20 protein-coding genes are annotated in these 22,999 nt (G+C 68.8%); 6 read left to right on the top strand and 14 right to left on the bottom strand.

Features of this window, described 5'->3' with window-relative positions:
• Positions 1–8: 8 nt before the first annotated feature.
• The 5 genes from F0U63_RS31205 to F0U63_RS31185 all read right to left on the bottom strand — a co-directional run bounded on the left by F0U63_RS31205 (position 9) and on the right by F0U63_RS31185 (position 4,813).
• On the bottom strand, positions 9–884 hold the full coding sequence (locus tag F0U63_RS31205; RefSeq protein WP_395835423.1) for an SAM-dependent methyltransferase: 876 nt from the start codon (positions 882–884) through the stop codon (positions 9–11).
• Entirely contained in the window at positions 881–1,138 is a 258-nt protein-coding gene (locus F0U63_RS31200) for an acyl carrier protein (protein ID WP_395835421.1), read from the bottom strand. The genes F0U63_RS31205 and F0U63_RS31200 overlap by 4 nt, the downstream gene beginning before the upstream one ends.
• 233 nt (positions 1,139–1,371) lie before the next feature.
• The gene (locus F0U63_RS31195; protein WP_395835418.1) at positions 1,372–1,890 is read right to left on the bottom strand and encodes a YkgJ family cysteine cluster protein; all 519 of its coding nucleotides are present in this window, start codon (positions 1,888–1,890) and stop codon (positions 1,372–1,374) included.
• Positions 1,891–1,917: 27 nt separating this feature from the next.
• On the bottom strand, positions 1,918–3,918 hold the full coding sequence (locus F0U63_RS31190) for an ATP-binding protein (RefSeq protein WP_395835416.1): 2,001 nt from the start codon (positions 3,916–3,918) through the stop codon (positions 1,918–1,920).
• Positions 3,919–4,063: 145 nt separating this feature from the next.
• Positions 4,064–4,813, bottom strand: a complete 750-nt coding sequence (locus F0U63_RS31185) for a TerB family tellurite resistance protein (RefSeq protein ID WP_395835414.1) — start codon at positions 4,811–4,813, stop codon at positions 4,064–4,066.
• Between the two features lie 80 nt (positions 4,814–4,893).
• Between F0U63_RS31185 and folD the strand changes: the two genes are divergently transcribed.
• The gene (gene folD / locus F0U63_RS31180; protein ID WP_395835412.1) at positions 4,894–5,739 is read left to right on the top strand and encodes a bifunctional methylenetetrahydrofolate dehydrogenase/methenyltetrahydrofolate cyclohydrolase FolD; all 846 of its coding nucleotides are present in this window, start codon (positions 4,894–4,896) and stop codon (positions 5,737–5,739) included.
• Positions 5,739–6,671: an ADP-ribosylglycohydrolase family protein gene (locus F0U63_RS31175; RefSeq protein ID WP_395835410.1), complete on the top strand. Its 933-nt coding sequence runs from the start codon at positions 5,739–5,741 to the stop codon at positions 6,669–6,671. The genes folD and F0U63_RS31175 overlap by 1 nt, the downstream gene beginning before the upstream one ends.
• Positions 6,672–6,728: 57 nt before the next feature.
• On the opposite strand, the gene F0U63_RS31170 is transcribed toward F0U63_RS31175, so the two are convergent.
• From F0U63_RS31170 to metF, 3 genes are all read right to left on the bottom strand, one after another.
• Complete coding sequence (locus F0U63_RS31170; protein ID WP_395835408.1) at positions 6,729–7,628, bottom strand: alpha/beta fold hydrolase; 900 nt, start codon at positions 7,626–7,628, stop codon at positions 6,729–6,731.
• Between the two features lie 103 nt (positions 7,629–7,731).
• Entirely contained in the window at positions 7,732–8,130 is a 399-nt protein-coding gene (locus F0U63_RS31165) for a hypothetical protein (protein WP_395835406.1), read from the bottom strand.
• Positions 8,127–8,999 (bottom strand): methylenetetrahydrofolate reductase [NAD(P)H], encoded by an 873-nt coding sequence (metF, locus tag F0U63_RS31160; protein ID WP_395835404.1) that lies wholly within the window; start codon positions 8,997–8,999, stop codon positions 8,127–8,129. Before metF ends, F0U63_RS31165 begins: the two co-directional genes overlap by 4 nt.
• 107 nt (positions 9,000–9,106) lie before the next feature.
• Here metF and gcvT point away from each other — a divergent pair, with 107 nt between their 5' ends.
• The 3 genes from gcvT to gcvP all read left to right on the top strand — a co-directional run bounded on the left by gcvT (position 9,107) and on the right by gcvP (position 13,571).
• Positions 9,107–10,189: a glycine cleavage system aminomethyltransferase GcvT gene (gcvT, locus tag F0U63_RS31155; RefSeq protein ID WP_395835402.1), complete on the top strand. Its 1,083-nt coding sequence runs from the start codon at positions 9,107–9,109 to the stop codon at positions 10,187–10,189.
• A 13-nt stretch (positions 10,190–10,202) separates the two neighbouring features.
• Positions 10,203–10,586 carry a glycine cleavage system protein GcvH gene (gene gcvH / locus F0U63_RS31150; protein ID WP_395835400.1) on the top strand — a complete coding sequence of 128 codons (384 nt, stop codon included), beginning with the start codon at positions 10,203–10,205 and terminating at the stop codon, positions 10,584–10,586.
• Positions 10,587–10,673: 87 nt separating this feature from the next.
• Entirely contained in the window at positions 10,674–13,571 is a 2,898-nt protein-coding gene (gene gcvP, locus F0U63_RS31145) for an aminomethyl-transferring glycine dehydrogenase (RefSeq protein WP_395835398.1), read from the top strand.
• Between the two features lie 19 nt (positions 13,572–13,590).
• Here gcvP and F0U63_RS31140 read toward each other — a convergent pair whose 3' ends face one another.
• The 4 genes from F0U63_RS31140 to F0U63_RS31125 form a co-directional block, all read right to left on the bottom strand.
• Positions 13,591–14,973: a sensor histidine kinase gene (locus tag F0U63_RS31140; RefSeq protein ID WP_395835396.1), complete on the bottom strand. Its 1,383-nt coding sequence runs from the start codon at positions 14,971–14,973 to the stop codon at positions 13,591–13,593.
• A gap of 152 nt (positions 14,974–15,125) precedes the next feature.
• Complete coding sequence (metH, locus tag F0U63_RS31135; protein WP_395835394.1) at positions 15,126–17,816, bottom strand: methionine synthase; 2,691 nt, start codon at positions 17,814–17,816, stop codon at positions 15,126–15,128.
• Between the two features lie 22 nt (positions 17,817–17,838).
• Positions 17,839–18,903, bottom strand: a complete 1,065-nt coding sequence (locus F0U63_RS31130) for a homocysteine S-methyltransferase family protein (RefSeq protein WP_395835392.1) — start codon at positions 18,901–18,903, stop codon at positions 17,839–17,841.
• Positions 18,900–19,856: an ArsR/SmtB family transcription factor gene (locus F0U63_RS31125; protein ID WP_395835390.1), complete on the bottom strand. Its 957-nt coding sequence runs from the start codon at positions 19,854–19,856 to the stop codon at positions 18,900–18,902. Before F0U63_RS31125 ends, F0U63_RS31130 begins: the two co-directional genes overlap by 4 nt.
• A gap of 21 nt (positions 19,857–19,877) precedes the next feature.
• On the opposite strand from F0U63_RS31125, the gene F0U63_RS31120 reads away from it, so the two are divergent.
• Positions 19,878–20,765 (top strand): alpha/beta fold hydrolase, encoded by an 888-nt coding sequence (locus F0U63_RS31120; protein WP_395835388.1) that lies wholly within the window; start codon positions 19,878–19,880, stop codon positions 20,763–20,765.
• A gap of 21 nt (positions 20,766–20,786) precedes the next feature.
• Here F0U63_RS31120 and F0U63_RS31115 read toward each other — a convergent pair whose 3' ends face one another.
• Both F0U63_RS31115 and F0U63_RS31110 read right to left on the bottom strand, forming a co-directional pair.
• Complete coding sequence (locus tag F0U63_RS31115) at positions 20,787–21,698, bottom strand: cation diffusion facilitator family transporter (protein WP_395835386.1); 912 nt, start codon at positions 21,696–21,698, stop codon at positions 20,787–20,789.
• 10 nt (positions 21,699–21,708) lie between these two features.
• Positions 21,709–22,950, bottom strand: a complete 1,242-nt coding sequence (locus F0U63_RS31110) for an energy transducer TonB (protein ID WP_395835384.1) — start codon at positions 22,948–22,950, stop codon at positions 21,709–21,711.
• Positions 22,951–22,999: the final 49 nt, after the last annotated feature.

Below are 22,999 nucleotides of genomic sequence, written 5' to 3'. Positions count from 1 at the left end.
GGACGCCGCTAGCGGCGCTTCGATGCGACCAGCGCGTATTGCTTGCTGGTGTAACCCCAACCCGCGTTCGAGATCTCGAAGTACTTGAGCAGCCGCTCGGACAGGTTCGGCTCGATGGCGTCGAGCGCCTGGCTGTTGCGCCGCGCGTTCTCGCTCCACAGCTCGATCGTCCGGGAGTACTCCGCGGTGAGATCCACCAGCCCGCGCAGCGAGAAGCCCGCGTCCTCGAAGTAGCGCACGTAGTCCGAGACGGGGATGAGCTCCGCCCAGCCGAAGGTGTCCTGGAGCACGAACTTCGTGCCGGGCCGGGACTCGAACTCCCGCCGCTTCGCCGCGTTGCCGAAGCAGGTCTCGGAAAGATAGACGTTGCCGGTGGGTTTGAGCAGCGACCAGGCCCTGGCGAGCGTCCCCGGCTTGTCGGGGAAGTGGGTGATGGAGCCGACGAAGCTGATGCCCTGGAAGGCCCCCGTGGGAAGCGAGACTTCATGGAAGTGGCCGACCTCGATCCGCACCTTCCCGGCGACGCCGAGCCGCGCCGCGCGCGCGCGGATGTAGTCGGCCTGGCGCGCGGCGGGTGTCACCCCCACCACCTCGCAGCCATACTCCCGCGCCAGGAAGCAGACGAGACTGCCCCAGCCACACCCCACGTCGAGCACGCGCTCTCCGCCCTGGAGTCCGAGCTGCCGGGCAATGAAGTGCATCTTCTTGTGCTGCGCCGTCTCGAGATCCTCGTTGCCCTCTGGAAACAAGCCCGGGCTGTATTTCATCGAGGCGTCCAGGAAGAGCTGGAAGAGACGTGGATCCTGATCGTAGTGCGTGTTGGTGACCCCGTGAGACCAACCTTCCCCCGCCCCAGGCGTCTCATGCTGGCCGGTGGTGTTCACGGCGTCTGCCGCTCCTCGACCAGCTTCGACACCGCGCCCGCCAGTTCCTCGATGGTGCTCACCCGGAAGACGACCTGATCATCGAGCCGGACGTCGAACTTCTTCTCCAGGCTGGCGACGATGCGGAGGATCTTGATCGACTCGACCCCAGGCAGATCCCGGAGGTTGGTGGACGACTCGATTTCGCCCTCGGGTAGATTGAGCGTGCTGCGCACGATCTTCTTGATGGCGTCTTCGATACCCGGCTGGATCATGGGTGGAAAAGGTATGGAAATAAATACCATCATGTCAAGCTATACACGTTTTGCAGGCTAGTACTTACGAGCGAGGGGGAGGTAGATGTCAGCCACCTCACAGGGATGGCCCCAGCGGATTTCCGCTCGCATTGGAGCTGGGAATGGCATTGGACTCCAGTACAGCCCTTCAAGTTGAAGCGCGTCAGCCGACTGTGAGCCGTTGGACGCCGCCCCCTGGCTCCGGGAGTGCCTCAGCCGGGGTGGGCGGAGAACCATTGGAACAACGAGAGTGGGGGACCACTCAGCCGCTCCAGGGTGGCCTCCATGGCGTCATGGTTGCCCCAGAGGATGTCCCCCTCTCCGTGCTGCCCGAGCAGCGCTTGGATGAAGTGGCACCAGGTGCCCACGCCCCGGCTGACGTAGAAGCCATACGTGCGGCAGGCCAGGGGCCGGTGCGTGTACACCCGGCACCCACCGGACTCACGATCCAGGAAGGGGCAGGTATAGGGCCGCTGAGTGCCTTGGAGCCCGGCCACCCGCGTCCGGATCTCCTCTCGCACCTCGGGGGACAAGGCCTGGAATGCCTCCCAGAGGTAGGTCCATTCCCATTCGGAGACGGTCAGCGGCTCCGCCAGGTGGCGGCAGCAGTGATCACACCCCTTGCGGCAGGGCCACCAGTCATGGCCCTCGGAGATGGAGGACGCTCGCGCGTCGACACGCCGGTAGAGGTCTTCCAGGGTGGCTCGGTGTTCCTCGGTGAGTGGCTTCATGGCACGTGCATCATGCCCCAGCCTGGGTCAACTCCCGCGCGGCAGGCGCACGGCGAAGAGGGTGCCCTCGCGCGCCGTCGAACTCACCTGGATGCGCCCCGCGTGCGCGCGCACGATCTGCTCCACGATGTACAGACCCAGGCCCACGCTGCGGCTCTTCTTGTCGGTGCCCTCCACGGCGCGCTGCAGGGGCTGGAAGAGCCGGGGCAGCGCCTCGGCGGCGATGGGCTCCCCCAGGTTGTGCACCTCCAGCCAGACGTCCTCGGGTCCACCCTGGCTGCGCACCGTCACGACGCTGTTCGCGGGGCTGTACTTGAGCGCGTTGCCCACCAGGTTGCCCACCAGTTGCGCGAGCCGGTCCCCATCCCATTGCCCACGGCCGTCTCCCCGCGTCTCCAGCCGCAGCTCGCGCTCGGGGTGCGTCGCCTGCAACTCCTCCACCGCCGCGCGCACCACCTCGTGCACGTTCACCGGCTCGCGCTCGATCTTCAGTCTTCCGCCCAGGCGCGCCTGGGTGAAGTCCAGCAGGTCGCGCACCATGCGCACGGCGCGCTCGGTGCTCGAGTGCAACCGTTTGAGGCACTTGACGGTGTGCGCGTCCAGATCCTCGGGGCGCAGCAGTTGCCGCAGGCCCAGGAGGATGGCGTTCAGGGGGTTGCGCAAGTCATGGCTGACGATGCCGATGAGGTGCTGCTCGAAGTCCCGGCGGCCTCGTTCCTCCTTGGCCATCCGTTGGGCCTCCTGCCGCAGGCGCACCTGCTCCGTCACCTCGAACACCAGCGAGAGCACGCCATCGATGCCTCCACTGGGCGAGCGTACGGGCTGGTAGATGAGATCGAACAGGCGTTCGCTCAACGGCCCGCCGAGCCCCCGGGCCACCCGGACGGGTACGGCCCGAACCATGTAGGGCACCCCTGACTGGAACACCCGCGTCAGGTTGGAGGGAAACCCTTGCGAGGCCAGCTCGGGGAGGGCCTCCAGCGCTTTCATGCCCACCACGTCCCGGCCCACGAGCTGGCGGTAGATGGGATTGGCCGTCTCGAAGACATGCTCGGGGCCGCGCAGGTAGCTCACCGCCACGAGCGTCTGCGCGGAGAGCGCGTCCATCATCGCGGCGCGGGCCTGCTCGGACTCCCGGGTGCGCTGCAGCAGGGTCTCCACCTGCTGGCGGGCGAGCACTCCTTGCGTCACCTCCGTGGCGACGATGATGACGCCCTCGACATGGCCCCTCTCATCGCGCAGGGCGTCGTAGACGAAGTTGAAGTACGCGGTCTCCAACGCCCCATGCTCACCCCGAGCGAACCGGATCGCCTGCTCCTTGGCCACGAAGGCCACGCCCGTGGCCATCACCTCGCGCATCAGATCGTCGAACCCGTGCCCTTCCAGTTCTGGCAGTGCCTCCAGCATGGGCTTGCCCACTATCTGCTCGGGACGGCGCCCGCAGAGGCGGCAGAGCTGGGGATTGGCCAGATCGATGACAGCCCGGGGGCCCCGGACGATGCCAATGGCCACGGGCGCCTGGAGGAAGAGGGCGTTGAGGCGGGCGCGCTCTCCCTCCTCCTTGCGCTGTCGGAGGCGGAGTCCCTCGGCCTCCCGCTCCTCGTGCCGCGCGTGCGCCTGCTGGAGGGCATGCTCCGCCACGGCTTCGGCGGTGGCCATGGCCACGAGGTTCATCAGCAGCCGTATCTCTCGCAGCGAGAGCAGGCGGCCGTCGTCGACGAGCAGCTCCAGCAACAGGTCGCTCAGCAGGCCGTACTCGCGCACGAGCCCGCCCGGCGTGAAGCCCAACCGGAAGCGCTGGGCGCCATGCTCGCGCCCGACGGCACCCATGCCCACTCCAGGAATGGAGCGGCGCCCGGAGTCCCCACCCCGGAGGGCCCTCCTCATCTGGCGCAGGATGGAAGGGAGAGGGTCCTCCAGCTCCGAGCGTGAGACGCCCCCCGGAGCCAGGTGCTGGCGTACGCGCTCGCTCCACTCGTGGAGCACTTCCTCGCCGCGCTCCTCCAGCAGCTTCGCCAACTGACCCATGTCACTCTCTTCTCGCCAGACTGGCCGGAGCGGAGCCCTCTCGCGGACAAACACCCCGCCGCCCGGTTTTCCTCGCGCCGGGCCCGGCCTTCCGCTCGCCCGCCCTCTGGGGTGCACCCTCCACCCGGCTCCGCCTCGCGTGGACTCAGCCGCCGCGTACCTGGCGGATCTTCTCGTAGGCCTCGCGAATCTCCTGGAAGCGGCGCGACGCCTGTTCGACGGCTCCGGGGCCGAGATGGGCGACCCGGTCCGGGTGGTGGATGGCGGCGAGCTGGCGGAAGGCCCGCTTCACGTCCGCGTCACTGGCCTCCGGGGTGAGGCCCAACCGGGTGTAGTGGGCCTGGGCCTCGCCGAAGTGGCGCGCGGTGACGGAGCGTATCTGCGCCTCGGACAACCCGAGCCCCTGGGCGATCCGGCGCAGCGTCTCCTGCTCGGCGCGGTGGAGCTGCCCATCCACGAGCGCCAGCCCGTACAGGGCATCGAGCAGCAGCAGCCGTGCCGACATGGTCAGCTCGTCACGGCACGCGGCGGCGGAATCCTCCAGGGTAGGCGGACGGGCGAGGTGTTCCTTGAGGTAGCGGCGCACGAGCTCGAGTGACTCGGGGCCGTAGCGAAGCTGCTCGGCGAAGTACTCGCGCACCACGCGCACCTCGTCGCGCACCAGGTCGCCATCGGCCCGGGCCACCTCGATGAAGAGGGCGCACAGATGGCGGGCGAAGTGTTGTTGGGCTGCCAGTTCCTGAGGCTCGGGGGCGGCGGGGGCAGTCGTGCCGGCCGGGCGCGCGGGGGGCTGGAGCAGCCCGTCGAGCTGATGGCCCACCAGGACTCCGGCGAGCACGAGCACCACGATGGGCCAGAGGCCGCCGATCAGCAGCCCCACGCCAAGCCCAAGCATCGCTCCGAGAACTTTTCCAGGTGCCACGCGTGCGTCACTCCCTAGACCGGCGGGAAGTTTCGCATAGAGTCCGCCGCGCTATGGGCCAGTTGATCGACGGAAAAGCGGTGGCGGCGAGGGTACGCGCCGAGGTGAAGCAGGAAGTGGAGCGGCTCAAGGCCGAGCGCGGCCTGGTGCCGGGGCTGACGGTGGTCCGGGTGGGGGAGGATCCCGCCTCGAAGATCTACGTCACCGGCAAGAAGAAGGCGGCCGAGGAGGTGGGCTTCAACTCGTGGGAGGAGCACCCGGACGCGAGCATCACCGAGGAGGAGCTGCTGTCGGTGGTGGAGCGGCTGAACGAGGACCCCGCGGTCCACGGCATCCTCGTGCAGCTGCCCCTGCCCAAGCACATCGACTCGGAGCGGATCATCTCGGCGGTGCGTCCGGAGAAGGACGTGGACGGCTTCCATCCGATGAACGCGGGCAAGCTGTCGCTCGGCAAGCCGGGGCCGCGGGCGTGCACGCCCTTCGGGGTGATGCGGCTGTTGCGCGAGGTGGGGTGCGATCCCGCGGGCAAGCGCGCCGTGGTGGTGGGGCGCAGCAACATCGTGGGCAAGCCCATGGCGTTGATGCTGTTGCAGGCGGACGCGACGGTGGTCATCTGCCACCGCAAGAGCAACCTGGCCGAGGAGGTGTCGCGGGCGGACATCGTCGTGGCGGCGGTGGGCGTGCCCGAGCTCATCAAGGGTGAGTGGATCAAGCCCGGCGCGGTGGTCATCGACGTGGGGATGAACCGGATGCCGGATGGGAAGCTCAAGGGGGACGTGGAGTTCGCGGCCGCCCTGGAGCGCGCCTCGTTCATCACCCCGGTGCCCGGCGGCGTGGGGCCGATGACGATCGCCATGTTGATGCGCAACACCCTGGACGCGGCCAAGGGAGGGGTTTGATGCCGACGCGGCGCGAGCGGATCGAGGGCGGGCTGTATGGGTTGCTCATCGGGGATGCGCTGGGTGTTCCCTACGAGTTCCATTCTCCGGACCGGATTCCGCCGCCCGCGCTGCTCGAATTCACGCCTCCGGCGGACTTCCCCCGGGCGCATGCCCAGGTGCCGCCGGGGACGTGGTCGGATGATGGAGCGCATGCGCTGTGCCTGCTCGATTCGCTCCTGTTCCGGGGGATGTTGGATCCGGAGGACCTCGGGCGGCGGCTCGTGAACTGGTTCGAGTGGGGCTACCTGGCGGTGGACGGCGAGGTGTTCGACGTGGGCATCCAGACGCGCACGGCCCTGTCGAACCTGCGCGAGGGAGCGCCCGCCCTGAAGGCGGGGCCGGCGGGCGAGCGGGACAATGGCAATGGCTCGCTGATGCGGGTGTTGCCGCTGGCGCTCTGGCACCGGGGAGATGATCAAGCGCTGGCGCGCGATGCCATGCTCCAGTCCCGGGTGACGCACGGGCACGTGCGCTCGCAGGTGTGCTGCGCGCTCTACTGCCTCTGGGCGCGGCGGACGTTGGAGGGCTCCTCGCGGGCGTGGGCCGATGCGCTGGCCTCCTTCCGGGCGCTGTACCCCGAGGGGTTGGAGCAGCGCACGGAGCTGGAGGCGTCGGTGCGGCCGGACGTGCCCTACCGCGGCAAGGGGACGGGGTACGTGGTGGATTGTCTGCTCTCGGCGCGAGATTGCCTGGAGGCGGACTCCTTCGAGCGGGTGGTGAAGGCGGCGATCGCGCTCGGGCATGACACCGACACGACGGCGACGGTGGCCGGAGGCATCGCCGGGCTGCGCGAGGGAATCAACGCCATCCCCAGCCGCTGGCGCGACGCCTTGCGTGGCCAGGAACTGGTGAAGCCCCTGCTCGACAAGCTCCTCGCGTACGCGGCCTGAGTGCCTCGCCCCGCCCACCACCCTCCCGCGGGTGGCGAGCCTTCCACCCCCCGGGATTCAGGGCACCTGGGTGGTGTTCAGGAAGTTGCGGATGAGCTGGCTGACTTCCTTGGGCTTCTCGAGGGTGGCCCAGTGGGTGGCCTCCGCGAGGCGCTGGATGGAGATCTGGGGCACGAACTCGCGCAGTCCCCGCTGTCCGTCCGGCAGCAGGTAGGTGTCCTGCTCGGCGTGGATGAAGAGCACGGGCTTGTGCACCACGAGCTGGTCCGGCCGCATCCCCTCGGTGAGGTTGCTGCCGCCCACGTGGCCCTGGTGATCGGGCGGGCCCATCTTCGCCGCCCGGTAGTAGTTGAGCGCGCCGGTGATGGCGCCCGGCTGCTTCCAGGCGCTGATCCATTCGGACATGTCATCCTCGGACAGGATGGCGCCGTGCGCCCGGGCGTCGTTGAGCACGGCCTGCCGGGCCCACGCGTAGTCATCGCCGATGATCTGCCCTTCGGCCTGCGGCGTCTGGAAGACGAGCATGTACTGGGCCGCCAGTTGCTGGCGGGGGTTCTCGCGCAGCTCCCGGTCGAACAGGGCGGGGTGGGTGATGTTGATGGTGACGAGCCGGCGCACGTACTCGGGCTGACGCAGCACGAAGCTCCAGCCCACCAGCGCGCCCCAGTCCTGGGAGACGATGTTCGTCTTCTCGATGCCCAGGTGCTCCAGCAGGCAGCGCAGATCCTCGACGAGGTGCCGGATGTGATAGGCCTCGACCTCCTTGGGCTTGGAGGTCAGGTTGTAGCCACGCATGTCCGGGGCGATGACGAAGTAGTCCTTGCCCAGATCGTGCAGCTGCTTCTTCCAGACCCCCCAGTACTCGGGGAAGCCATGGATGAAGAGGATGGGCTCCCCCGCACCGTGCGTGACGTAATGCATGCGGATGCCGTTGATGTCCGCGTAGTGATGATCCATGGACCACTCTCCCCATCGGGTGAATGCCCCGCGAGAATAGGGCGCGGGGCGGGGGAGAGAAAGATCGCTTTCGCGGTGACCGGGAGCACCCGACAAGCGCACTTCAGGTGAAGTGCTTGCGGACGTCCGTGTCGTTCAGCACGAACAGCATCCAGGCGCCCACCGGCACGCCGAAGCAGCACGCGGGGGCGAGCGGCAGCATGACGGTCAGTGAGCCCACCATGCCAATTCCCCATTTTTTCAGATTCACGATGTTGAGCGCCGCCCAGATGGTGATGCCGCGTGCCACGAGCGCTCCCACGATGTTGAAGACGAACGGCCAGAGCTGCTCCGAGGGCACGACGTAGTCGCCCACGTGGAAAAGATGCAGGATCACCATGACGATCCAGAAGAGGATGTCCAGGATTCCCGTACAGAGCAGGAGAAATGCGGGAGGACGTACCCGGCGCAGCGTGGGCAGGCGGGGATCGTTCAGGGGGACATTGAGACCGGGACCACTCATGTACGGGCCCTCAAGGCGCTCACGATCATCCGCGTGGCGGGTGACTTGTTGAGCGTGTAGAAGTGGATTCCCGGCACACCCCGCGAGAGCAGCTCCATGCACTGCACCGTGGCGTGCGCCACCCCCAGTTGCACCAGGGCCTCCGGCTGGTCCTTGAGTTGTTCCAGTTGGAGGGCCAGGCGCATGGGGATGGTGGCGCCGCACATGCGGGTGAAGCGCTGGATCTGCTCGTGGTTGGTGATGGGCATGATGCCCGGGACGATGGGGACGTTGATGCCGACGCGGCGAGCGCGCTCGACGAAGTCGAAGTAGAAGGCGTTGTCGAAGAAGAGCTGGGTGATGACGAAGTCCAGGCCGGCGTCCACCTTGGCCTTGAGGTGCAGCAGATCCTCGTCCCGTGAGCGCGTTTCCACGTGGCCCTCCGGATAGCACGCTCCGCCCAGGCTGAAATCGAAATCCTCCTCGCGGATGAAGCGCACGAGATCCGTGGCATGACGGAAGTCCGTGTTCGCGAGGGTGTCGGGGGAAGCGCCCTGGGGCACGTCACCGCGCAGCACCAGCACGTTGTCGATCTTCGCTTCCTTGAGCCGCCGCAACAACTCGCGCAGCTCCTCGCGCGTGTGGCCCAGGCACGTGAGGTGGGCCATGGCCTCGATGCCCGTGTCGCGCTTGATGCGCGTGACGAGATCCACCGTGCGATCGCGCGTGCTGCCCCCCGCGCCATAGGTGACGGAGACGAACCCCGGCTCCAGGGGTGCCAGGTCCTCCAGCGTCTGCAGCAGGTTGGCGGTTCCCGCGTCCGTCTTCGGTGGGAAGAACTCGAAGGAGAAGCAGGGGTTGGATGGGTTCAGGCGATTGCGGATCTTCATGACGCGAACAGTCTAGAACGTCCCCGGTGGCTTCCCGAGAACCTTGATTGAGGGAGGTACGCGGTTATAGTCCGCGCCGTTTTCACCCCCCTTCAGGAGAGACGAACATGACCCGGCGCACGCCGCTCAACGCCGCCCACCGCGCGCTGGGCGCCCGGATGGTGGACTTCGCCGGCTGGGACATGCCGGTGCAATACAGCTCCGTCATCGGCGAGCACGAGGCCGTGCGCACCGCGGTGGGCCTCTTCGACGTGTCCCATATGGGGGAGATCGAGTTCCGCGGCCCCGGCGCCCTGGAGACCGCCAACCGGCTCATCACCAACGATCTCTCCAAGTGCGCGGATGGCCAGGCGCTCTACGCCGGGCTGCTCAACGAGCAGGGCGGCTTCGTGGACGACGTGGTGGCCTACCGCTTCTCGCCCGAGCGCATCCTCATCGTCGTCAACGCCTCCAACAAGGACAAGGACTTCGCCTGGATGCTCGCGCGCGCCGAGGGCGTCAAGCCCGTGGACCGCAGCGACGACTACGCGCAGATCGCCGTGCAGGGCCCCAAGGCCGCGGCGCTCGTGCAGCGGCTCACCCCGGTGGACCTGTCGAAGATCGGCACCTACCGCTTCGCCGAGGGGCCGGTGGCGGGCCATGCCTGCATCGTCTCGCGCACCGGCTACACGGGCGAGGACGGCTTCGAGCTGTACTGCGCGCCCGGTGACGCGGAGGCGCTCTGGAAGGCGCTGCTCCAGGAGGGGCAGGCCGACGGCGTGAAGCCCTGTGGCCTGGGCGCCCGCGACAGCCTGCGCACGGAGATGAAGTTCGCCCTCTACGGCAACGACATCGACGACGCGCACACCGCCCTGGAGGCCGGGCTCGGGTGGATCTGCAAGCTGGACAAGGCGGGTGGCTTCATCGGCCGCGACGCGCTGGCGAAGCAGAAGGCCGAGGGACTCCAGCGCAAGCTGGTGGGCTTCGAGGTGACCGGCTCGGGCATCCCCCGGCATGGCTACCCGCTGCTCAAGGATGGACAGCGGGTAGGCGAGGTGACGAGCGGCACCCAGGGCCCCTCGGTGAAGAAGCCCATCGGCATGGGCTACGTGCCGGTGGAGCTGTCCACGGAGGGCTCGACCTTCGACGTGGAAATCCGGGGCCGCGCGGTGCCCGCCGTGGTGGTGAAGACCCCCTTCTGGAAGAAATAGAGGAGCGACGCACATGGCTGGCAACATTCCCCCGAATCTCAAGTACACCGAGGAGCACGAGTGGGCCCGGCAGGAGGGCTCCGTGGTGGTGGTGGGCGTCACCGACCACGCCCAGTCGTCCCTGGGTGAAGTGGTCTACGTGGAGCTGCCCAAGGTGGGCGCCACCCTCACCGCCGGCAAGCAGTTTGGCGTCATCGAGTCCACCAAGGCCGTCTCCGACCTCTACTCGCCCCTGACGGGCAAGGTCGTGAAGGTCAACGAGGAGCTGCTCTCCGACGCCTCCGCCATCAACACGGACCCCTACGGGGCCGGGTGGATCCTCGAGCTCGAGCCCTCGGACAGCAGCCAACTGGCGGGACTCCTGGATGCCGCCGCGTACGGGAGCCTGTTGAAGTAGTCCTGACGCCTTTCGGACTGGAACGCGCGAGGCCGGATGTTATCCACGGCCTCCCGGATTCACCCGCACCGCGAGTGCTCGATACCTATGTCCTTGAACTGGAAATACCAGGAGTCTTTCGCCGACCGGCACATCGGTCCGGATGAGAAGGAACTGCAGGGGATGCTGAAGACGATGGGCGTGGGCTCGCTCGACGAGCTCATCGACCAGACCGTCCCCCCCGCCATCCGCTCGAAGGAGCCCCTGTGGGTGGCCGGCGGCTGGTCCGAGACCGAGGCGCTCTCGGCGCTGGAGTCCATCGCGGCGAAGAACCAGCTCTTCCGCTCGTTCATCGGCATGGGCTACCACGACACCCAGACGCCGCTCGTCATCCTGCGCAACATCCTGCAGAACCCGGGCTGGTACACCCAGTACACGCCCTACCAGGCGGAGATCGCCCAGGGCCGGCTGGAGGCGCTGCTCAACTACCAGACGATGGTGATGGACCTCACCGGCCTGGAGGTCGCCAACGCCTCGCTGCTCGACGAGAGCACGGCCGCCGCCGAGGCCATGGCGCTCGCCGTCGCCCAGTACAAGGGCGAGGGCAAGGGCGTCTTCTTCGTGTCCGAGACGTGCCACCCGCAGACGCTCGACGTGGTGCGCACGCGCGCCCAGCCGCTGGGCGTGGAAGTCGTCGTGGGGGACCACCGCACGGTGGACCTGTCCGCGAAGAAGTACGTGGGCGGGCTCGTGCAGTACCCGGCCACGGATGGCGTCGTGCACGACTACCGCGCTTTCGGCGAGAAGCTGCACGCGGCGGGCGGGCTCTTCATCGTCGCCACGGATCTGCTGGCGCTCACGCTGCTCACGCCCCCGGGCGAGTTCGGCGCGGACGTGGCGGTGGGCAGCGCCCAGCGCTTCGGCGTGCCCATGGGCTACGGCGGTCCGCACGCGGCCTTCTTCGCCACGAAGAACGCCTTCACCCGCATCATGCCGGGCCGCATCATCGGCGTGTCCGAGGACGCCCAGGGCCAGCGCGCCCTGCGCATGGCGCTGCAGACGCGCGAGCAGCACATCCGCCGCGAGAAGGCCACGAGCAACATCTGCACCGCGCAGGTGCTGCTGGCCATCATGGCCGGCATGTACGCGGTGTACCACGGGCCCCGGGGCCTCAAGGCCATCGCCGAGCGCGTGCACGGACTCACGGTGCTGCTCTCGCGCGGGCTGGCGAAGCTCGGCTACAGCGCCGCCCACGAGCACGTCTTCGACACGCTGCGCGTGGTCGCCACGCCTCCGCAGGTGCGCGCCATCCTCTCGGCCGCCGAGGCCAACCGGATGAACTTCCGCCGCATCGACGAGCGCACCATCGGCCTGAGCCTGGACGAAGTCACCCGCGCCTCGGACGTGGAGGCCATCCTCTCCGTGTTCGCCGGTGGCAAGGCCCTGGGCTTCTCCCTGGACGAGCTGGGCCAGGGGCTCGACACCCCGCTGCCCGCGAACCTGCGGCGCACGAGCGCCTACCTCACGCACCCCGTCTTCAACAGCTACCACTCCGAGACGGAGATGCTGCGCTACATCCGCCGGCTCGAGTCGCGCGACCTGTCGCTCACGCACTCGATGATTCCGCTCGGCTCGTGCACGATGAAGCTCAACGCCACCGCGGAGATGGTGCCGGTGACGTGGCCGCAGTTCGGTAAGCTGCACCCGTTCGCGCCCAGCTCCCAGGCCTCCGGCTACCGGCTCCTGTTCGAGCAGCTCGAGGGGATGCTGGCGGCCGTGACGGGCTTCGCCGGCGTGTCGCTCCAGCCCAACGCGGGCAGCCAGGGCGAGCTCGCGGGCCTGCTCGTGGTGCGTGCGTACCAGCAGCACCGCGGCCAGGGCCACCGCGACGTGTGCCTCATCCCCTCGTCGGCGCACGGCACCAACCCGGCCTCGGCGGTGATGGCGGGCTACAAGGTCGTCGTCGTCAAGTGCGACGAGAGCGGCAACATCGACGTGGCCGACCTGCGCGCCAAGGCGGACGAGCACAAGAACAACCTCGCCGCCCTCATGGTGACCTACCCGTCCACGCACGGCGTGTTCGAGGAGGACATCAAGGAGATCTGCGCCGTGGTGCACGAGCGCGGCGGGCAGGTGTACATGGACGGGGCGAACCTCAACGCCCAGGTGGGGCTGACCAAGCCGGCGGAGATCGGCGCGGACGTCTGCCACATCAACCTGCACAAGACGTTCTGCATCCCCCACGGCGGTGGCGGCCCCGGCATGGGTCCCATCTGCGTGGCGAGCCACCTGACGCGCTTCCTGCCGGGCCACCCGGTCATCGCCACGGGCGGCAATGATGGCATCGGCGCCATCTCCGCGGCCCCGTGGGGCAGCGCGAGCATCCTCGTCATCTCGTGGATGTACATCGCGATGATGGGCGGGGACGGGCTCACCCGGGCCACGAAGACGGCCATCCTCAACGCCAACTACATCGCCGAGCGGCTGCAGCCGCACTACCCGGTGCTCTACCGCGGCAAGCGCGGCCGCGTGGCGCACGAGTGCATCGTGGACCTGCGCCCGCTCAAGAAGACGTCGGGCGTCGAGGTGGAGGACGTGGCCAAGCGGCTCATGGACTACGGCTTCCACGCGCCCACGGTGTCCTTCCCGGTGTCGGGCACGTTGATGATCGAGCCCACCGAGAGCGAGTCCCAGGCGGAGCTGGATCGGCTGTGCGACGCGCTCATCGCCATCCGGGAGGAGATCCGCGAGATCGAGGACGGCCGGATGCCCCGGGACAACAACGTGCTGAAGAACGCGCCGCACACCGCCCGCGTCATCACCGCGCCCGAGTGGAACCGTCCCTACTCGCGTGAGAAGGCGGCCTTCCCGGCTCCGTGGGTGAAGGAGCACAAGTTCTGGCCCTCGGTGGGCCGGCTCAACAACGTGCTCGGCGACCGCAAGCTCGTGTGCTCGTGCCCCCCCATCGAGGACTACCTGCCGCCCGAGCCGTCCAAGGCGGCGTAGTCGCGACGAGTACCGCCGTTCATCCCAGGGCCCCGGGTTTCATGGAACCCGGGGCCCTCGTGTTTGGGACCTCGTAGGCGGCGGGGCCAGGGACGCCCGAGGCCGCCGGCAGCATCAGGACGAAGCAGGCCCCGCCGGAGTGGTTCTCCGCCTGGAGCGTGCCCCCGACGCGAGCCACGTAGTCGCGGCACAGGGCGAGCCCCAGTCCCGTCCCCTGGCCCGGGGGCTTGGTGGTGAAGAAGGGCTCGAAGAGGCGGGGCAGCACGTCCGCGGGGATGCCCGGTCCGTTGTCCTCCACCCGCACGCACACGGCTCCCGCCTCCTGGTGCGCGCTCACCTTGATGTGGGGACGGCGCGGAGGCCGGGCCGACTGCGCCGCGTCCGCCGCGTTGATGAGCAGGTTCACCAGCACCTGCACCATGTGCCGCTGCCCCAGCCGGACCGCCGGCAGCGCCGGGGCGAGCGCCAACGAGACCTCGCCGCCCTCGCGCAGGCGCACCGAGGCGAGCCGCTTCGCCTCCTTCAAGGCCTCCTCCAGCACACCCGGTTCCTGTTCGCCCAGGGGGTCCGCGCGCGAGAAGCCCCGCAGATCCGTGACGATCTGCTGGATGCGCATCACGCCCTGCTTCGTCTCGTCGAGCACGTCCCGGAACTCCTCGCGCTCGATCTTCCACGCCTCGTCCGCGGTCTCCCGCTGCAGGTAGCTCAGGTTGGCCTTCACGAAGGCCAGGGGGTTGTTCACCTCGTGCGCCACTCCGGCGGCCAGCTGCCCCACCAGCACGAGCCGCTCCACCTCCGCGCGCTCGAGCGCGGCATGCGCGCGCAGGCGCTCGCTCTCCGCGAGTTGCTCGAGCGCCCGGAGCCGCTCCTGCTGGGCTCCGAGCTGCGCATCCAGCATGTGCCGGTACATGCGCGTGCCGACGAGCGCCAGTCCCAGAAAGGTGCTGTAGCTCGTCACCTGGAGGATCACCCGCGGCAAGGGCACCTCGGCCATGGCGTTCACGATGACGATCGCCACGAGCGACACGCTCCCGCTCAGCAGCGTTGGCAGGCGGCTGTCGGGGGTGAACACCGCCAGGATGAAGGGCAGGGCGGCGTACATGCTGAAGTAGGGGCTCTCCGGGCCTCCACTCAGGAGAATGAAGCTCGTGAGGGACACGAACCCGATGACCGAGGCGATCACCCCCGCCCACTTCATCGACAGCCAGCCCGCGCCCACGCAGACGCCCATCAGCGCGAAGACCGTGCTCCATGTGACCTGCAGGCCCACCAGCAGTCTGGGAAAGGACCGCATCACCACGCAATGCAGCACGAGCCCGAGCGTCAGGCAGCCCGCACCAATGAAGTAGTTTCGGCGCTGCATCCGCAGCAGGGCCTTCAAACCCGAGGAGTCGGCCGTCATCGCGCGCCGATGCTAACCCCCGGGGTGTCCTGGTGCCGGGCGAGCCCCCTCGGGGGCTCCGCTCTCCTTCCGCGTGTGTACGGAAGTCGACCTTGAGCGGGTTGCCTTCGTTACGGCCCTGAACACGAGGTGAGTGTCCGGGACCGCGCGACTCAGGCCGCCACGCTCGCCGCCGGGGCCCTGTCCTCGTCGAGCTGAGGGCCGAGCCACCGCGCCGCCTCGTCGACCGACATCCCCTTGCGGCGCGCGTAGTCCTCGAGCTGATCCCGGCCGATCTTCCCCAGTCCGAAATACTTCGCCTCGGGGTGGTTGAAGTAGAAGCCGCTGACGCTGCTGGGCGGCGTCATCGCGTAGCTCTCCGTCAACGACACCCCCGTCGCCTTCGTGGCCTCCAGCAGCGCGAAGAGCGTGCCCTTCTCCGTGTGCTCCGGACACGCGGGGTAGCCGGGCGCCGGACGGATGCCGCGGTACTTCTCGCGGATGAGCTGCTCGTTGGACAGGTCCTCGTGCCTGCCGAAGCCACAGAACTCACGGGCGCGCTTGTGCATCAGCTCCGCCATCGCCTCGGCGAGGCGGTCTCCCAGCGCCTGCACCATGATGGCCGAGTAGTCGTCGTGCTTCTGGCGGAAGCGCTCGGCGAAAGACTCCACGCCGTGCCCCGCCGTCACCACGAACCCCCCGCAGTAGTCGATGCGGCCGCTGTCCCTCGGCGCCACGAAGTCCGCCAGGCACAGGTGGGCCTGCTCCGGCGGCTTCTCGGCCTGCTGCCGCAACATGCGCAGCGTGCCCAGCACCTTCGAGCGCGCCTCGTCGGTGTACAGCTCGATGTCATCGCCCACGGCGTTGCAGGGCCAGAAGCCCAGCACCGCCCGCGCGGTGAAGCGCTTCTCCTCGACGATGCGCTTGAGCATGACGCGCGCGTCGTCGTACAGCTTGCGCGCCTCGGCGCCCACCACGGCGTCCTCGAGGATGCGCGGGAAGGCCCCGTACAGCTCCCAGGCGTTGAAGAAGGGCCCCCAGTCGATGAAGGGCACCACCTCCGCGAGCGGCACGTCGTCGAACACCCGCGTGCCCAGGAACTCGGGCCGGGGGATGTCGACCTGGGCCCAGTCATACGTGGCGCGGCGCCGGCGTGCCTCCTCGAGCGTCAGCAGCTTGCGCTGCACCCGGCGGGCGGCGAAGTCCTCGCGGGCCCGGTTCTGCTTCTCGGCCACCTCCGCCAGGAAGCCCGGCTTCTGCTCGGGGGAGAGCAGCGCGCTCACCACGTTCACCACGCGCGAGGCGTCCAGCACGTGCACCACGCCGGGCTCGTACTCCGGCGCGATCTTCACCGAGGTGTGCGGATGGCTGGTGGTGGCGCCTCCGATGAGCAGCGGCACCTCGAAGCCCAGGCGCCTGGCTTCCTTCGCCACGTTCACCATCTCGTCGAGCGAGGGCGTGATGAGGCCCGACAGCCCGATGACGTCCACCTTCTCCTTGTTCGCCGTGGTGAGGATCTTCTCGGTGGGCACCATCACGCCCAGGTCGATGACCTCGTAGTTGTTGCAGGCGAGCACCACCCCCACGATGTTCTTGCCGATGTCGTGCACGTCGCCCTTCACCGTGGCGAGCAGCACCTTGCCCTGCGTGCGCGCCTCGCCTCCCGCCTCCACGTGGCGCCGCTTCTCCTCCTCCATGAAGGGCGTCAGCCACGCCACCGCGCGCTTCATCACGCGCGCCGACTTCACCACCTGCGGCAGGAACATCTTGCCCGCGCCGAAGAGGTCTCCCACCACCCGCATGCCGTCCATCAGCGGGCCCTCGATGATGTCCAGCGGGCGCTTGTATTGCAGCCGCGCCTCCTCGGTGTCCGCCTCGATGAAGGCATCGATGCCCTTGACGAGCGCGTGGGAGAGCCGCTCGGCCACCGGGGCGTTGCGCCAGGCGAGGTCCTCCTTCGCCTCGAGCTTCGAGTCGCCTCCCTGCCGCGCCTTGAGCTGCTCGGCGTAGGCGATGAGCCGATCCGTGGCATCCGGGCGGCGGTTGAGCAGCACGTCCTCGACGTACCCGAGCAGCTCCTTGGGAATCTCCTCGTACACGCCGAGCATGCCGGCGTTGACGATGCCCATGTCCATGCCCGCGGCGACGCCGTGGTACAGGAAGGCGGTGTGGATCGCCTCGCGCACCGGGTTGTTGCCCCGGAACGAGAAGGACACGTTGGACACGCCGCCCGACACCTTGGCATGGGGCAGGGTGGCCTTGATGATGCGCGTGGCCTCGAAGAAGTCGACGGCGTAGTTGTTGTGCTCCTCGATGCCCGTGGCCACGGTGAGGATGTTGGGATCGAAGATGATGTCTTCCGGCGGGAAGCCGACCTGGTCCACCAGCAGCCGGTAGGCGCGCGTGCAGATGCGCACCTTGTCGTCACGCGTGGCCGCCTGGCCCTGCTCGTCGAAGGCCATCACCACCGCGGCGGCGCCATAGCGGCGGATGAGCCGCGCGCGGCGCAGGAACTCGGCCTCTCCGTCCTTGAGCGAGATGGAGTTGACGATGCCCTTGCCCTGGATGCACTTGAGGCCCGCCTCCAGCACGCTCCACTTCGACGAGTCGAGCATCAACGGCACGCGCGAGATTTCCGGCTCGGCGGCGATGAGGTTGAGGAACTTCACCATCGTCGCTTCACCGTCGATGAGCGCCTCGTCGACGTTGATGTCGAGGATGTTGGCGCCCGACTCCACCTGTTGCCGGGCGATGGAGAGGCACTCGTCCCAGTTGCCGGCCTTGAGCGCCTTGGCGAACTTGGGAGAGCCGGTGATGTTGGTCCGCTCGCCGATGATTTGAAAACGCGAAGCCTGGTTCGTCACGGCGGTGTCCTCTTTCGTCGGGCTAGGGGACGACGAGCGGCTCGAGACCACTGAGCCTCATGGTGTGGGAGGGGGTGATCGCGGAGCGAGGCGCGAAGGACGACACGGCGGAGGCGATGGCGGCGATGTGGTCCGGCGTCGAGCCACAACAGCCCCCCACCATGTTCACCCAGCCCTGCCGGGCGAAGTCGCTCAGGGAGCTGGCCATGTCGGCGGGCGTCTCGTCGTAGCCGCCGAACGCGTTGGGCAGGCCGGCGTTGGGGTAGCAGGTGACATGGCACTCGGCGATCCGCGCCAGCTCCTGCATGTAGGGCCGCATGTCCTTGGCTCCGAGCGCGCAGTTGATGCCCACGCTGAAGGGCCGGGCATGGCGGATGGAGTGGTAGAACGCGCTGATGGTCTGCCCGGACAGCGTGCGCCCCGAGGCGTCGGTGATGGTGACGGACACCATGACGGGCACGCGCGTGCCCAGCTCCTCGAAGCAGGTGTCGATGGCGAAGAGCGCGGCCTTGGCGTTGAGCGTGTCGAAGATGGTCTCCACGATGAGCGCGTCCGCTCCGGCCGACAGCAGCGCGCGCACCTGCTCCGCGTAGGCGTCCACCACCTCGTCCCACGTCACCGCGCGGTAGTCGGGGCGGTTGACGTCGGGCGACATCGACAGCGTGCGGTTGAGCGGCCCGATGGCCCCGGCGACGAAGCAGCGCCGGCCCGGGGTGGCGGCCTCGGCGGCCAGCGCGGCCCGCCGGGCGCACTCCACCGCGGCCACGTTCAGCTCGGTGACGAGCGGGCCCAGCTCATAGTCGGCCTGGGCGATGGACGTGCTGCTGAAGGTGTTCGTCTCCGCGATGTCGGCACCCGCGGCGAAGTAGCGCGCGTGGATGTCCTCGATGACGTCCGGCCGCGTGATGCACAGCAGATCGTTGTTGCCCTTGAGATCCCTGGGGTGGGCCTTGAAGCGCTCGCCGCGGAAGTCCGCCTCGGTGAGCGGATAGGTCTGGACCATGGAGCCCATGGCGCCATCCAGCAGGGCGATGCGCTGGGTGAAGAGCTGCTCGAGTTCCTGGGCGGTGTGGTGGGGCCGGCTCATGGGGCTCTCGGGGCAAGGGAAGTGGGGCGAAGGGGCGAGGGAGGTGGCAGGGCCGGCGCCAGGGGACGCGTGCCCGTGAGGAGGAAGGCCTTGAACGGAGAGGCGGCGTCGCGCGGCGCGGCCACCAGCGTGGGCGTCTCGAGCCCCGCCGCGCGCATCGCGTTCTGGAGCGCCACGGGCTCGAAGCCCAGGTGCTGGTGGCCCAGACGCGAGCGCACCCACTGCTCGTCGTGCGGCATCAGCTCGAGCACCACCATGCGCCCACCGGGCCGCAGCAGCCGCGCCCCCTCGGCCAGCACGCGCTCGCTCGAGTTCACGTGGTGCAGGCTCTGCGAGAGCACCACCAGATCCTGCGCCCCGCTCTCGAGCGGCAGCGCCTTGAGGTCGGCCTCGAGGAAGGTGATGTTGCGCAGGCCCAGGCGCCCGGCCTCGGCGCGGGCCTTGTCCAGCGCGGCCGGGTTGTGGTCGATGGCCGTGACGTGCCGCGCCCAGCGCGCCAGCTCCACCGTGAGCACGCCGGTGCCACAGCCGAAGTCCACCACGTCCAGCGGGGGCAGCAGGCTGGCCAGCGCCGAGGCCCACAGCCGCCAGGACTGGCCGGGCTCCAGCAGCTTCTCGTTGAGCGTGAGCGCGTCCTCCCGGCGCTGCAGCAGCTCCGTCAGCCGAGCCAGGTCGCCGTGCTCGTCGGGTGCGTCCTTCGCCAGGCGGATGAGTGGCCACAGCGGCGCCTTCTCGTCCACCATCAGCGAGTAGTAGGTGAACCCACCCTGGCGCTCCTCGCGGATGAGCTCCAGCGCCTTGAGCTTCGTCAGGTGGTGCGACACCGACGACTGCGCCACTCCCACCAGCGACACCACCTCGGACACGTTGAGGCGGGCCTCGCCCACGAGCCGCAGAATGCGCAGCCGCGTCGGGTCTCCCAGGGCCTTGAAGGTTTCAGTCAGCTCGAGCATTCGACGTATGTCGATATATCGATGCCGGTGCCCCAGGGCAAGGCCGGAGCCGTATTTCCGGGCTATACCGTCAAGAGGTGGGCCTGCTCGCCCGCCCGCGAGGGGTGCCTCATGGACATGCCGCTGGTGACGAAGGGGGACCCGGAGCAGCCAGCCATCCTGTTCCTGCATGGGTCGGGCGTCAGTGGGTGGATGTGGGAGGCCCAGCTGGAGCCGCTCTCGAGCCGCTACCACTGCCTCGCGGTGGATCTGCCGGGGTTTGGCAAGAACACGGCCGCGCCCTGGGAGTCCCTGGCCCACACGGCCGAGCAGCTCGCCCGGCTCGTCGCCACCCGGACGCGGACGGGCTCCGCCCATGTCGTGGGCCTGTCCCTGGGAGGACACCTCGCCCTGCGGCTCCTGGCCGATCATCCGCGGGTGTGCGGCGACGTCATCGTCAGCGGGGTCACCACCCGGCCCTTCTCCTCGCCTCGGGCGATGCGGCTGATGTACGCGGCCGTGATGCGCCTGAGCACGGCGAAGGTGGTGCTCCAGATGAGCGCGCGGGCGATGAAGATCCCCGCCGCCTACATGGAGCGCTTCCTCGAGGACATGCGCACCTCGTCGCCCGTGGTGATGAAGGCGGTGTTCGAGGAGGTGCTCGGCTCGCGGCTCCCCGAGGCGCTGGGGGCGGCTTCCGGTTTCGACGGGGCCGCCCATCGGGTGCTCGCCGTCGCGGGCTCGCGGGAACATCCGAAGATTCGCGCCGAGCTGCCGGACTTCACCCGGCTGGTTTCGGGCGCCTGGGCCGCCCGCGTACCGGACGCGGGCCATACCTGGAACGTGGAGCACCCGGAGCTGTTCACGCGGATGATCGACGACTGGTTCAGCGGGCACCAGTTGACCCCGGGCCTCGCGCGGGTGGAGTAGGGCGCGGCCTGGTGCTCCCGGCTACGTGTTTCCGGGAGGAAGCGCGGCGCGCGAGCGCGTCGGCTCGACGTGCACCACCACGTCCACGACCTCGGGGAACTCCGCCTGCAGCCGTGCTTCCACCGCGTCCGCCAGCTCATGGGCGCGGGCGGTGGACATCTGGGGATCCACCTCGATCTTCAAGTCCACGTACACCGTGCCCTCCATGCCCCGGCTGCGCACGTCGTGGCAGGAGCGCACCCCGGGCACCTGGAGGGTGAGGGTGGCCACCTTCTGTTTGTCCAGCCGTGCCGTGTCCGAGAGGATGCCCACCGCCTGCTTGACGATGCCCCAGGCCACCCGGGCCACGAAGACCATCACCCCGAGCGTCACGAGGCCATCGGCCTTCGGGTAGCCCAGCCACACGAGCCCGAGCGAGGCGAGCACCGCCAGCGTGACGCCCACGTCCGAGAGCGTGTGCCGGGCGTCCGCGAGCAACAGGGGACTCTGGAGCTTGCGCCCCCAGTGGTGCTCCACGCGCGTGACGCACAGGTTGACGAGCAGGGTGCCGACCATCACGCCCAGCATGAGCGGCGTCACCTCGGGGTGGCGGCCGTGGAGCAGCGAGTCGAGCGCCATGCGCCCCAGCTCCAGCATGGACGTGCCGATGAGCGCGCCAATGCCCAGGGAGGCGAGGGCCTCGAACTTGCCGTGGCCATAGGGGTGATCCTCGTCGGCGGGCCGCGAGGCCACGGACATGGCCACGAGCGCGAGCACGTTGGAGCCGCCGTCGATGAAGGAGTGCACGCCGTCGGCCGTCACCGCGGCCGAGCCACTCCTCAGGCCCAGGATGAGCTTGATGAGGGCCACGGCCCAGTTGGCCACGAGGATGGCGGCGAGCACGGTGCGCACCTTGCGGTTGCGCTCGAGTGGGAAGGCGTCCACGCGGCGCACCCTAGTGCCATCAGTTGGGTTGGCGGAAGAGTCTCATCCGGGGGCCGCCGCCCATGTCCATGAAGAAACCAAAGGAGAAGCGCACCTTGGCGTCGTCCTCCAACAGGCCCGGCGGGGGGTTGGGGAAGGGCTGGGCGCGGCGGAAGGACTCGACGGCCTCCATGTCCAGGAAGTCCAGGCCGCAGCTCTTCTCGATGGTGATGTCCGCCACCTTGCCCTGCTCGTCCAGGGTGACGCGCACCAGCGTGTGGCGATCCCTGCCGGCGTACGTGGCGCCCGTGGGATCCCGGCGCATGAGCGCCATGTTCGGATTCCAGTGCGTGCCCACGCTCTGCTTCACCCGGTTGAAGAAGCTCGCGTACTTCCACTCGCGCGTGTTGAGGAAGGTGCCGTCCCCCTCGTCCACGTCCTTGAGGTGATCATTCGGGGCTCCGCCGATGATCTGATCCATCACCGCCTGCGAGGGCATGAGCCGGGCGAGCCCCGACGTGCCCGCGCGGCCCTCGGAGCCCTCGTCGCCGTCGCCCGAGCCCTCCTGGACGCGCAGCCGCTTCGCGTTGCCGATGACCTCGTCGCTCTCATCGCGGTTGGACACGTCCATGCCGGGCCCGCGGTTGTTCGGGTCCTGCCGCATGGCGATCTCCTGCTTGCGCCGGGCATCGGGCAGCTCGAAGGCGGACTTCTTGCCGCCCTCGCTCAAGGGCCGGTCATCCGCGCCCCGGCCGTTGTTGCCCGCCACGTGCCCCGCCTGCTCCTCGCTCACGCCGGAGCCCTGACGCGCCTCGCGCGCCGTCGTGCGGGGCTGGGCCGTCTTGTAGTTCGGCGTCTGCTCGCGCGCGCGCGTCTCCTTCTCCACCTTGTTGTCCTGCTCGGCGAGGTACTTCGCGTCCGGCGCTTCCTGACGGTTGCCCGGCGCCACGTCCACCACCTGCCCATCGGGGCGCTTCTCGGGCTTCTTCTCCTCCTTCTTCTTCGGAGGCGGCGCCTTCGCGGTGGAAGGGGTGTTGGACAGGGGGCCCCGGTTCTTCTCCCACTCCTGGGCCGTCATGGGCCGCAGCGCCACGGCGCTCGGAGGCTTCGGCTTGGACTCGGGGGGCAGGTTCACCTGGATGTACGCCAGGAGGGCGAGCAGGCCCACGAACGCTCCCTGCAACAGCAGGGCCAGGAGCGTGGCAAGGAGGTAGCGGGCGGGGTGTTCCCGCCGACGCCGACGCCTGGATGGCAGCTCTGGATGCGATGGACCCGTCGACACGCGCGTGGATGATAACCCCTGGGCAGGCTCCATACTCCCGAACCGTCGC

It is taken from the genome of Cystobacter fuscus, from assembly GCF_044360685.1.
In the GTDB taxonomy this organism is placed as follows: domain Bacteria; phylum Myxococcota; class Myxococcia; order Myxococcales; family Myxococcaceae; genus Cystobacter; species Cystobacter fuscus_C.
Note: the sequence above shows the minus strand (reverse complement) of the source record. Positions and strands in the feature narration are given on the sequence as shown.